Below are 12,184 nucleotides of genomic sequence, written 5' to 3'. Positions count from 1 at the left end.
CGCCAGCGCCCGCAGGAGGATTGCTTATTCTTCCAGCCAGGCGTTCCAGAAATAGGGCCATGGCGCGGGGTTCATGCCTTCGAGGGTCGGCGATTGGGCGGCAACGGCATTGAAATTGCCGACCTTGAAGGCAGGCACTTCCTCATAGATCACTTCCTGCACCGCCGCCCAGAGTTCGACGCGGGCTTCTGGATCGGCTTCGGCATTGAACGCGCCAAGCGCTTCATGTTTGGCATCGGACACCCACCAGCCGGGCGAGGAATCCGACATGATGCCGGTCAGAGACGGTTCGGGCAGGAAGGGCGAGTGGGTGATATAGATGTCCCACAGCGCCGGATCGGTGCGCCGCTGGGTCAGCGTTGCCCATTCCACAACGTCGAGCTGCACGTCGAACCCGGCTGCCTCGAGATAGGCTTCGGCAACCTGAGCCATCGTGTAATGGAACTCGTATTGGCGCGAGGTGAGGATGCGCAGCGGCGACCCGTCGTAAGAGGAGTCTTCCAGCAACTGGCTTGCCAGTTCCGTATCGCCCATCGGTTTGTACGGTTCGGTGCCTGCCTCGGTGTGCCAGACATACCCTTCAGGATACATCGCCCCATCGGCCTTAAAGAATTCTTCCGACCCGAACGCGGCCAGCAGCATGTCCTGCGGAGCAAGCGCCGCCTGGATGGCCTTGCGTACGGCGATATCGGAGTTGACGCCTTCGGCAGTGTTCATCACGAACACCGGCCAGCCGAACGGAGCCAGCATCACCGGTTCGGTATTGCCCGAAGCGATACGGTCATAGGCTTCCACGGCAATGGAATCTACATAATCGAACTGGCCCGCGACAGCACCTTCGATGCGGGTGTTGGGGTCGGGGACGGGAACGAACCGGATTTCATCGAGATACTGATGGCGCCCGCCGCCATAGCCGTTGGACTCTTCGTCACGCGAGGCGTAGTCCTCGAACCGCGTAAGCTGGATATATTGATCCGGGCGGCGTTCGGCCAGCTGGTAGGGCCCGGTGCCGACAAAATCTTCCATGACGTCTTCGCTGGCGATTTCCGACGGAATGACGATGGCGGCCGAGTTGTTGAGCGACAAGAGGGACAAAAGCGGTGCATAGGGTCCGCTCAGAGTAATCTGCACCGTGTAATCATCCACGGCCTCGACGCTTTCGACGGTTTCCGCCGTCTGCATGCCGCGGCTTGCGATACGCAGCCAGCGCTCGAGCGAGGCCACGACATCCTCGGCGGTCATGTCCGAGCCGTCATGGAAGGTAACGCCTTCACGCAGCGCGATTGTATAGACGGTGCCGTCTTCGGAAATCTCCGGCATGTCCGCTGCCAGCAGCGGCACGACGGCCCAGTTGGCATCGAACGTATAGAGCGTTTCAAACATGTGCTGGGTGATGATGCCGACCAGATCGGCGGTCGATGTCATGGGGTCGAGGGTGGGCGGCTCGCCAATGGTCGCGACGTCGATTGCGCCACCTTCGGTTTGCGCCACGGCAAAACTTGGCAATGAAATGCCGGCCAGGGCAGCGATGGCCGCTGCCTTGAGAAAAGTCTTCATAACGATGCTCCCTTTGTTCAATGATACATAATTATGTAATATATTTCATTGTTCTGTTATGAGAGCAGAGCGTTGGCCGCTCGTCAAGTCCGCTGTCTGTCGATCAGTCGACGCCGTATTTCATATTTACAAATGAATATATATTGATATGTTGGAACAAATGATCGACCCGGAAATTTGACACGCAATGACGACCCAGCACGGCGACGCACCCCATAGCCACGCTCAGTCCGACCATCACCATGGCCAAGGGCACCACAGCCATGCGCCCCAAGTCGGCGAGAACAACGAACGGGTGGTCCTTGCAGGGTTCGCCCTGACCGCCGGATTCATGGTGGCCGAGTTGATCGGCGGCATCCTCTCAGGCTCTTTGGCGTTGGTGGCCGATGCCGGGCACATGCTGACCGACGCGGCGGCATTGGCGCTCGCCTGGGCAGGCTTTCGGTTCGGCCGCAAGCTTTCCGATTCAAAGCGCACGTTCGGCTATATGCGGCTCGAAGTGCTCGCGGGCTTCGTCAATGCCATCACGCTCTTTGCGCTGGTCGCCTGGATCACCTACGAAGCCATTCAGCGCCTGTTTATGCCCCACCCGGTTCTGGCCGGGCCCATGATGGTGGTCGCCGTTCTGGGCCTGGTCGTCAATATCGCCGTGTTCTTCATGCTTCGCCAGGGCGACACCAACCATGTCAACATTCGTGGTGCCCTGCTGCACGTCCTTGGGGATTTGCTGGGGTCGGTTGCCGCGATCGTTGCGGCAGCTGTGATCTATCTCACCGGCTGGACGCCGATCGATCCGATCCTCTCGGTACTGCTATCGGTACTGATTCTGCGCGCCGCCTGGGCGCTGTTGCGCAATGCCGTGCAAATCCTGATGGAGGGGACGCCCGGAAACGTCGAAATCGATGCGCTCCGCAGGCACATTCTCGATACCGTGCCTGATATCGAAGACGTTTCTCACGTCCATGTATGGTCGATAACCTCGGGCAAGCCCGCAGCGACCATGGAAGTCTCGCTCAAACCCGGAGCCGACTATCGTACGATTTCAGAGCGGGTCAAAAGAACCCTCGCCCAGCGCTATGATATCGGCCACGCCACAGTGGAGATCAATTGGGAAAGCTACCCCTCCGATTGCCCCCTGTCCGAACCGGCCCATCACCACTGACCGCAAACAAAAGGGCCGCTTGGAGAAACTCCGGCGGCCCCTCTCGATTACAGCGTTTCGGGCCAATAGAGCCGGGTCGGGTTGTCCACGACCAGTCGCTGCAGGCTTTCTGGCGTGGGAGCGATGATCTTGAGCAAATCCACCAGCTCCCCGTCATCTGGCATGTTGACGTTGATATTGGGATGCGGCCAGTCGGTGCCCCACAAGACGCGATGGGGGAATTTTTCGACAAGCATCCGGCCATATTCGGCGGCCTTGTGAAAGGGCGGCTCGGATCGCGAGAGCCGCTCGGAACCGCAAACCTTGACCCAGAAGCGCTCGTCTTCCATCAACTCCAGGAGCAGCTGGAAAGCCTGCTGCCCGACGCCGGCGCCGGCGTCGATCCGCCCCATGTGATCGATCACGGTAACGATATCGAGCTCTTTCAGGAACGGGGCCAGATCCTTTAGCCAGTGGGAATCGAAATGCACAACGATGTGCCAGCCCAGCGGCTTGATTTTGGCAACGATGTCGCGCACGGCCTCCTGATTGGCGGCATCGCCCAGATGGGCAACAAAGTTGAACCGTACGCCACGCACCCCGGCGTCATGAAGGTCCTGAAGCTCAGCCTCGGTCACATCGCGCTCCACCATGGCGATGCCGCGGTAATTGCCCGCGCCGGCCCTGAGCGCATCAACCATCGCCCTGTTGTCGGTCCCATGGCAGCTTGCCTGAACGATCACTGAGCGCGACAGCCCCAGATGCTTGTGGAGCGCGAACAGTCTTTCCTTTGGTGCGTCCTCGGGCCGATAGGTCGCAGAGCTGGAGTAAGGAAATATGTCTCCGGGGCCGAAAACGTGGCAATGGGCATCGCACGCACCCTCAGGCAGAACCAGATCGGGCTTTTTGGGAGAGGGATGGGGAGGCAAGGACATGTATTGGCGTCTTCTTAGTTGGGTTGGACTTCAATGGTGGGACGTGGTGCGGCCGTGACCATGCGAAAGATCGAAAGGCCGATGATGGCCAGCCCGGCAAGTCGCGCGCCGAGCGTTACCGCATCGGTGGCGTCCACCGGGGTCGGCCAGCAGACCAGCGCCGTGCCCACAACCAGCGCCCCGCGCTCCAGCCAGGAGATGGGGCGAACCAGCCAGCCCGCAAAGGCGACGGTGATCGAAATGACGGCGAACGCTGCAAACACGATACCGAGCACGATCTGCAGCGGCGTGCCGATCATCAAAATCCCTGGCATGGTCACGAAAAGGAATGGCACGAGCAGTTTGACGAACCCGAGCCGGATCGATTCCACTGCCGTCTCATTGGCATCGGCGCCCGAAATCGAGGCCGCCGCATAGGCGGCGAGCGCGACCGGCGGGGTGATCGCCGAGACCAGCCCGAAATAGAAGATGAACATGTGCGCCGAGATCGCCGGCAGACCGAGCTGCGTCAGCGCCGGCGCCACAAGCACGGCCAGCAGCAGATAGGCGGCCGAAGTCGGCAGCCCCATGCCCAGGACAAATGAGGCGAGGGCCGTTAGCAGCAGGATTGCCCAGATATTGCCCGCACCCACCTCAACGATGAGGCTCGAAAGCATCAGCCCCATGCCGGTGAGATTGAGCACGCCGATGACGATACCGGCCGCCGCGACAGCCGCCACGATGGGCAGTGTTGCGAAAAGCGTGTTGCGGCACACAACCAGAAGTCCGGTCAGCCCGATCCGCGTTTCCTTGCGCCACGGGCTGATGAGCAGCGCGAAGCCGATGCAGTAGACAGCAGCCCGCGTTGGGGTCATGCCCATGAACAAAAGCACGATGATGCCGATAAGCGGCAGCAGCAGATAGCCGCGCGTCTTGAGCGTTTCGATGAGAAACCCGACGCCGCCGGTTGTGTCGCGCGCCAGGTCCAGCTTGCCGGCCTCCAGTCGCACTGCGACCAGCAGCGCCAGAACGTAAAGCAATCCGGGCACGAGGGCCGCGAGCGCAATGGTTGAATAGGGGACCCCGATAATTTCCGCCATCAGGAAAGCAGCAGCACCCATGACCGGCGGCAATATCTGTCCCGCCGACGATGCAGCCGCTTCGATGGCGCCGGCCAGCTTGGCCGAATAGCCCACGCGCTTCATGAGGGGAATGGTGAATGTCCCTGTCGTCACCACATTGGCGACGGCGCTGCCGTTGATGGTGCCGACCAGCGTGCTCGATACGGCGGCGGAAAGCCCCGGCCCGCCCTGGATGCGGCCGGTAACCCCGCGGGCCACGTCGACGAACACTTCGCCGGTCCCGATCTGCATGAGCAGTGTGCCGAGCAGGGCAAACAGGAAAATGTATTCGACCGCCACGCCCATCGGCGCGCCATAAAAGCCTTCGGTGGAGAGGAACAATGTCGATGCCAGACGGGCGAGATCATAGCCGCCATGGCCGTATTTTCCGGGAATGACATAGCCGAAATAGGCATAGAGCAGTGCAGTGACCGAAAGGATGAGCAACGCCCAGCCGAGCGTCTTGCGCACCAGAATGAGCGTGATGATGACAAGCGCAATGAACATCCACTCGTCGACCTGGGTCGAGAGCGCGCCGCGCATGACGATGTCGAAATAGGAGTGCCAGAGATAAATCCCTGGCACCAGGGCGATGATCCCCAGAATGTAGAAGATCACACGCGTTGGGACGAACCGTGTCTCCAGACTGACGGCAAACAAACCCGCCATTGCCACCATGGAATAGAACATCGAGCGCAAGACAAGGGCGGTGATGCCCCCGAAATAGGCGCCCCAGATGACGATGGCGGTCACGCCGACGGCAAGTATGGTGTAAAGGAAGGAGGCGATGATCGCCTCCTTCTTTGTTCCATGCTCATTGGGCAGCGCGATCTTGCTGTAAAGTTGGGACAGGAACGACATGATCAAGGCTTTCCGTTACTGGGCCTGTTCGTCGAAATAGAGCTGTGCGCCCTGGTGCAGGCCAATGGGCGTGTTCACAGCCGTCTCGACAGTGATTTTCGCGGCTTCGGGATGGACCTGTGCCAACTCGTCGAGATTGTCGAACAGCGCCTTGGTGATGGCATAGACCTGCTCGTCGCTCGCAAACTGGCTGGTAAAGATCGTCGCCGGGTCGTTGATGACCATGACCGGTTCGTCCTGGCCTTCGTAAGTGCCGGCAGCCATCTCATAGACCTGATAGAACGGGTATTCCGCCAGCATGGGAGCAACCGTTTCCTCGTCGATCGAAAGCAGGACCATGTCGCGCTGCGCACCCAGATCGATAAGGGCAGCGGTCGGGGCACCGGCCAGAACCACAGTAGCGTCCACCTGGCCGTTCATCAGCGCCGCGGTGCCTTCGGTGTAGGAGAGGAACTGGGCATTGGCCGGATCAAAGACGCCATACGCTTCCATCAGGCGCTGAACCAGAACCGCCGAATTGGAACCCGGAGGGCCGAGGTTGATGCGTTTTCCCGACAGCTCCTCCATGGAGGTGATACCGGTATCGCTGGTTGTCGCGATCTGGAGCACGGCCGGATAGAGATAGGCCATGGCGGCCACCGGAAGCGCTTCCTCGAACGGACCCTCGCCCACGCTGGCCTCGTAAAGTGTCGAGGACGAGGAGAACCCGAAGGTCATCTGATCGGCCGCGACGCGGCGGATGTTTTCAACCGAGGCGCCGGTTACTTCAGCGCGCGCGGTGGTGTTTTCCATGTGCTGGTTGAGCACTTCGGCCATGCCGGCGCCGATGATGTAGAACAGGCCGCCGGTGCCGCCCGTGCCGATGGAGACGCGCTCCTGGGCCAGGGCTGGCGAGGCCAGAAGTCCGATCGCCAGGCCCGCGCCGGCGAGCAGTTGTTTAAAGTTCATGCTAGAACCTCCCATAAAGAAAAGGTGGCCATCAGGCCGCGTGGTCTGGCCGCTTTTCGCGACCGCTCGTGTCCAGAGAGCGGAAGCTGGCAAAGCTGGCCTCCACGATCTGGTTGACCGCGGTATTGCGGTCGTTTCCGTCCACCGCGCCGTCTGAAAGGCGGGTGACACGTTGGGGGTTGATCAGGGCGTAGTAGAGCGCCCCAAGCAGAAAATGGCTGCGCCAGACCAGACCTTCGCGGTCGGCGCCGGGCAGGCAATCGGCAATTGCATCGAGAAAGGCCCGGCTCGTCACGTCGAACGCTCCGGCAATAATGGTGCGCGCGTCCTCATTGCCCTCGGCCGAAAGCACAGCCCGCATACGCGTGAATTCCACGCCGCCACCATCGAAATCCGATGAGGACGAAAAGGCCGGCAGCACATAGGCGCGCAGGATAGCCATCAGGCGCTCTTCGGGATCATGGATGCGGCGGGCTTCGCCCAGCAATTCCATACGCCGATTGTTCATTGGCTCGGTGTGTCGCTGGTAGATTTCTCGCAAAAGGGCGGCCTTTGACCCGAAATGGTAGGTCAGGCTCCCGACATTGGCGCCGGCGGCCTTGGCGATCTCGCGCAGCGAGACCGCGTTATAGCCGTTGGATGAAAACAGCGTGACCGCAGCACTCAACAGCGCTTCGCGCACATTACCTCGAGACACATGAACCTCCCAATTCGGACGTTAGTACGTCTTTCTTGTACAAATGTACAAATTGCTTGTGCGAGTCAACAAGAAACTGTCCCTTCCGCTGCCAGCCGTGTAAGCTCATCGCTTGCAGGGGGCATATTTGCCAGGCACAGCTGTATGACACGCCGAATCTGGAGGCATGGCGATGCGCGTCGATTATCTTGGGCTCGAAGCGTTTGTCGCAGTGGCGGAGCTGGGCAGCTTTTCGCGCGCCGCGCAGCGGCTCAATCTGACCCAGACCGCGCTCAGTCACCGCATCCGCAAGATCGAGGAGGATTTGGGCACACGCCTTTTGGTGCGCACCTCACGCGAGGTTTCGCTGACCATGGCCGGTCAGGCCCTTCTGCCGCAGGTGCGTGGCCGCCTCGAGACGCTGGCCGAGCTCTACGGCACCGTGCGCAACAGTGGCAGGGAAGCCATGCGCAAGGTGGTCTTCGCCTCGGTTCCAACCATTGCCGGCTATTATCTGGCCGGATTGATGCAGACTTTTTCAGAGGCCAATCAGGGCCTCAGCGTCATTTTGCTCGACCAGCCTGCAGCCGCAGTTGTCAGCACCGTCCAGCGTGGCGAGGCCGAATTCGGCATCACCATCACCGGCGCCACCCCCTGGGACATCGAATCCGAATATCTGTGTACCGAGCCCTATGTTCTCCTGGTCAACCGCAAGCACAGACTGGCCGGGCGCAAGTCCGTGCGGCGCGAGGATCTGCTCGGTGAGCCGCTGGTCCGCATCCGCACCCAGTCCACCAACCGTCAGTTGATCGAGGATTCTCTGGGGAGCGTCAGCAGGGAGCTCGACTGGCGCTTTGAGGTTCAAAATGCTGCCACGGCAATGAACCTTGTGGCGGCGGGAACCGCCATCACCGTGCTGCCGCGACTGACCATGTATCAGGCACCCCACCAATTGGTGGGCTTGAGTTTTGACGATGTCGATCTGACCCGCGCGGTCGTCGCCGTCACACGGCGCGCCGTGCCCTTGTCAGATGCCGCCGAAAGCCTGCTCGCCATGATCCGCAAACGGCTCTCGGAGGTCGACGACGCTCACGCGTGAGAAGCCGGCGGGTGGGCCCGTCGGATCACTGGCGAAATCACCTGATCGGAAATCGGAAAATTCCAGATCGCCGCGCCGCCCTTCTCGCGGAAATCCTCGATCAAAGCCGGAAGGGTGGCGAGATCGGTGATCGTTTGCCCGCCAATGCCAAATCCCCTGGCGATTGAGGCGAAGTCGGGCCGACCGAACACGGCACCATCATCGGACAGGCCCTCGGAGCGCAGCTTGTGGATTTCCGATCCATAAGCGCCATCATTGAGAATGCAGATAAGGATATTGAGCCCGTGCCGGGCAATGGTCTCGATCTCCTGGATATGCATCATCAGGCTGCCATCGCCGTCAAACAGCACGACTGTATCGTTGGGCCGCGCGGCAGCCACCCCCATCGCAAACGAGATGCCGTTGCCGATCGCCCCGAACTCGCGAATGGTCAGGAACCGGTGCTGCGGACGCGAGGGCATCTGGGCAAAGAAATAGGAGCAATGGCCCGATGAGTTGACCATCTCCCAGTTGGCCGGGAGATGTTTTTCGAGAGCATCGACAACGGCCCGCGGGTCCAGCACTCCGTCCTCGATCGTGAACGGCTCTGGATCGGGCCGCGTTTCGCGAATAAGGTTTGCCGTTTCTTCCGTGCGCCACTGGCGGGCGCGCGCCTCGATTGTTTCCGTCAGTGCCTCGATGCCCAGCCGCGCATCGGCGCGGATATGGCTGTGCGCTGCAATACGCCCCTGGCTCACGGCAATCGGCTCGATATCGATCTGGAGCACATGGGCCTTGCCGAACAGCTTGCCGCCATCGGCATTGTGATGGGCCAGGATGGTGCCCACTGCAATGACGAGGTCGGCTTCGGCCATGAGCTTGCGCCCGGCTTCGGTGGAAAAACCGCCGGCGACGCCGAAGCAGTAGGGATCATCGTAGAACAGTCCGCGAGCTGGCAACGTCGTCGCCAGCAGCCCGTCGCACTTCTCGGCGAGCCGCCTGCACGCTTCGCCCGCATCGGCCATTACGGCCCCCATGCCGGCCATCACGACAACCTTTTTGCTGTCGCGCAAGACAGTTGCGGCGCGGGCTATGTCGTCGGGATTTGGCGGGACGGGCCCGACATCGGGCACCAATTCCGCCGAGGGCGCCGGCAGGCTCATCTCGCCCGGCCAGTCGCGATCCTGCAAATCGAAAGGAACACCCAGAACGACGGGCTTCCGGGTCATCCGCGCTTGCAGGAACGCATCGCGAATGGCTTCAGGCATCCGTGGTATGTGATGGAGCGAATGATAGGCCGCGCCCGTAGCGCGGATGAATGGCGCCTGATCGATCCCTTGGTTGTACCAGCCCGATTTCAGCGGCGCCTCGCCGGCAAAAATGACAAGCGGCAAATTGGCCCGCACGGCTGCGGGCAGGGCGGTCATCAGTTGGGTCAGTCCGGGTCCGCACGTCACCGTGGCAACCCCGGTCTTGCCGCTCTTGCGTGCATACGCCATGGCCGCGGCGACGGCGCAATGTTCGTGACGAACGTAGATCATCCGGGTCCCGAGCCCGGCCAGCGTCGTCCCCCAATTCATGTTCGCATCGCCCAGCAAGGCAAAGCACGTGTCGATCTGCTCCTGCGCGAAGGCTCTTGCGAGAACTTCATAGGTCTTGGGGGTGCTCATCGATTGCTCACTCTGTATTGGGCATGAAAAGGACTCGGGTCTGCGCTCGCCGCGCCAGGCGGCGCGCCGTCCCGAAAGATTTGGTTTGCGAGGGAAAGGCGGGCGTCCGCCTTTCCGCATTCAGCTAATGGTGCTGTCGATCATCTGAAGGGCCACCCGAAGTTGGTATAGGCCTGCAGCAATCCGCCGGGGAAGTCGCGGCCCAGAATGTAGGCCAGGGCAAGGATGAACGCGATGCCGCCAGCCGAAAGCAGGATGGTCTTCATCCAGCTGACACCGGCTCGAACCCGGAAAAACAGCGGCAGGAACAGCACGAGCCCGATGATGAACCCGAACAGCCCAGTCAGAGCCAGCAGCCCCAGGAACCAGCCGAGCGTCCGCCATAACCCGTGTGGGGCGCTGCCATCGTCCTGGCCCAGTTCGTAGTCGATGAACACATCGTCGCTCTCGGGCCTGAGCCGCATGCGGATCAGCAACACGATGCTGGCGAGCAGGGTAACCGAACCCACAACCAGCGGGAAAATCTTGTCGCCAAGACGCGAGATCGACCAGGCATCAGCCACTGCCACGGCAAGATAGGCCGCGATCGCCAGAAGGAAAATCAACGGCGCCCGCTTGGTGCCGGTTGGCGTCTCGAGGTTTTCCCGGATGTTTTTGGACTGCTTGATGCCGATGAAGATCGAAGCAAGCGTGATCACCAGCAAGGTGATGGTGATGGGCGTGAAGATATACTCAAATCCGGTTTCCAGATCGCGCCGGAACCGGGCGCCGGCAATCTGGATGGCCGAATTGGTGAAGTTTTCGGCCTGATGAGCCAAAACGAAGCCGATCAGGAAGGCCGGGCGCGAATAGTCGAACCGGCGCAAAAGAATGCCCAGAACGCCGATGATCACAAGCGTGATCAGATCGCCGATCGATTGCTGCGCCTGAAACGCCGCGAACGTGATGATGAGCAAAAGGAACGGCGCAAGCAGCGTGAACCGGATCGTGGTCAGCCGCGCGATCTGGCGCGAAGCAAGTATGCAAAGGGCCGTTCCCATGACGTTGGCGATGGCGAGCGACCATACGATCGTATAGGTGATGTTGAGGTCCTGGCGCACCATATGCGGGCCGGGCGAAAGCCCGAGCAACGCAAGCCCACCCAGAAACACCGCCATCGATCCCGAACCGGGAATGCCGAACATGAGCGTGGGAACCAGTCCCCCGCCTTCCTTTGCGTTGTTCGAGGACTCCGGGGCAATCACGCCGCGAATGTCGCCCTTGCCGAAATTCTCGCGATTTTTCGAGCTTTGGACAGCGTGTCCATAGGCAATCCAATCCACGACCGAGCCGCCAAGGCCGGGGATGACCCCGATCAGCACGCCGATGGTTGCCGAGCGCAGCGAAAGCCAGCGATTGATCCACCAGTCGCGCAAGCCGGCCGCCCACCCCGCGCCCAGCGTTTCCGTTTTGGAGATGGGCCGGTCCTGACGCAGCAGTGATACGATTTCGGGAATGGCATAGATGCCCAGCCCGACGATCACCAGTTGCAGGCCGTCGACGAGATAGGGGATGTCGTATGTCGCCATGCGCAGGCTGCCGCCCGCGCCGGCAGCGCCGATCGTTCCCACCATCAGCCCCAGGCCGCCGGCAACGACGCCCTTGAGCGGCACGCGGCCGGCAAGAATAGCGACCATGGACATGCCAAGGAACGTCATCATCATCATTTCGGGAAGCCCGAAACTCAGAACGATCGGGCGAGCGATCAAAATGAAGAACGTAAGAATAATGGCGCCAAACAGTCCGCCGAACAGCGAGGACACAAAGGCTGCCGACAATGCGCGTGTCGCCTCACCCCTTTTTGCCAGGGGAAATCCGTCAAGCACTGTGGCTTGAGACGCCGACGATCCGGGAATCCCCATCAGGACCGATGAAAACGTATCGGAGGTGGGAATGACCGCCACCAGCCCCACCATGAGAGCCAGGCCGGATACCGGATCCATGCCGTAAACGAACGGCAGGACCAGGGAAAGTCCTGCAATCCCGCCCAGGCCGGGCAGCACGCCGACCGAAAGGCCCAAAAGAACGCCCGCCAGCATGAACATGAGTTGCTCGGGCTGAAGAACGAGAGCGAGAGCGTCGCCAAGCTGGGGCAACGCGGTTGAAAACAGTTCCATGGCGGCCTCTTGTCGTCGCTGATGTGCAAGGGCAAACGGGCTTCCGGGTAGTCCCGGAAGCC

The 12,184-nt window shown here is 61.0% G+C and carries 9 protein-coding genes; 2 read left to right on the top strand and 7 right to left on the bottom strand.

What is annotated here, in order from left to right; all coding sequences use genetic code 11:
* Nucleotides 1-24 precede the first annotated feature (24 nt).
* Nucleotides 25-1,557 carry an ABC transporter substrate-binding protein gene (locus OF122_RS18550; RefSeq protein ID WP_264225654.1) on the bottom strand — a complete coding sequence of 511 codons (1,533 nt, stop codon included), beginning with the start codon at nt 1,555-1,557 and terminating at the stop codon, nt 25-27.
* A gap of 187 nt (nt 1,558-1,744) precedes the next feature.
* On the opposite strand from OF122_RS18550, the gene OF122_RS18545 reads away from it, so the two are divergent.
* Nucleotides 1,745-2,719 (top strand): cation diffusion facilitator family transporter, encoded by a 975-nt coding sequence (locus tag OF122_RS18545; RefSeq protein ID WP_264225653.1) that lies wholly within the window; start codon nt 1,745-1,747, stop codon nt 2,717-2,719.
* Nucleotides 2,720-2,766: 47 nt separating this feature from the next.
* Here the strand turns inward: OF122_RS18545 and OF122_RS18540 are convergent, their stop codons facing one another.
* The 4 genes from OF122_RS18540 to OF122_RS18525 are packed head-to-tail and all read right to left on the bottom strand — an operon-like array spanning nt 2,767 to nt 7,239.
* The gene (locus OF122_RS18540) at nt 2,767-3,633 is read right to left on the bottom strand and encodes an amidohydrolase family protein (RefSeq protein ID WP_264225652.1); all 867 of its coding nucleotides are present in this window, start codon (nt 3,631-3,633) and stop codon (nt 2,767-2,769) included.
* A 14-nt stretch (nt 3,634-3,647) separates the two neighbouring features.
* Complete coding sequence (locus OF122_RS18535) at nt 3,648-5,594, bottom strand: TRAP transporter permease (RefSeq protein ID WP_264225651.1); 1,947 nt, start codon at nt 5,592-5,594, stop codon at nt 3,648-3,650.
* Between the two features lie 15 nt (nt 5,595-5,609).
* Nucleotides 5,610-6,542, bottom strand: a complete 933-nt coding sequence (locus tag OF122_RS18530) for a TAXI family TRAP transporter solute-binding subunit (RefSeq protein WP_264225650.1) — start codon at nt 6,540-6,542, stop codon at nt 5,610-5,612.
* 31 nt (nt 6,543-6,573) lie between these two features.
* Nucleotides 6,574-7,239: a TetR/AcrR family transcriptional regulator gene (locus OF122_RS18525; RefSeq protein ID WP_264225649.1), complete on the bottom strand. Its 666-nt coding sequence runs from the start codon at nt 7,237-7,239 to the stop codon at nt 6,574-6,576.
* 172 nt (nt 7,240-7,411) lie between these two features.
* Between OF122_RS18525 and OF122_RS18520 the strand changes: the two genes are divergently transcribed.
* Nucleotides 7,412-8,317, top strand: a complete 906-nt coding sequence (locus OF122_RS18520; RefSeq protein ID WP_264225648.1) for a LysR family transcriptional regulator — start codon at nt 7,412-7,414, stop codon at nt 8,315-8,317.
* Here OF122_RS18520 and OF122_RS18515 read toward each other — a convergent pair.
* Together OF122_RS18515 and OF122_RS18510 are read right to left on the bottom strand one after the other, a co-directional pair.
* Nucleotides 8,308-9,966: a thiamine pyrophosphate-binding protein gene (locus tag OF122_RS18515; protein ID WP_264225647.1), complete on the bottom strand. Its 1,659-nt coding sequence runs from the start codon at nt 9,964-9,966 to the stop codon at nt 8,308-8,310. The genes OF122_RS18520 and OF122_RS18515 overlap by 10 nt on opposite strands.
* Before the next feature lie 140 nt (nt 9,967-10,106).
* Complete coding sequence (locus OF122_RS18510) at nt 10,107-12,122, bottom strand: tripartite tricarboxylate transporter permease (RefSeq protein WP_264225646.1); 2,016 nt, start codon at nt 12,120-12,122, stop codon at nt 10,107-10,109.
* Nucleotides 12,123-12,184 lie beyond the last annotated feature (62 nt).

Origin of the sequence: Pelagibacterium flavum (assembly GCF_025854335.1) — a bacterium.
Lineage (GTDB): Bacteria > Pseudomonadota > Alphaproteobacteria > Rhizobiales > Devosiaceae > Pelagibacterium > Pelagibacterium flavum.
The sequence above is the reverse complement of the archived record's forward strand: the minus strand, read 5'-3'. Positions and strand labels throughout refer to the sequence as shown.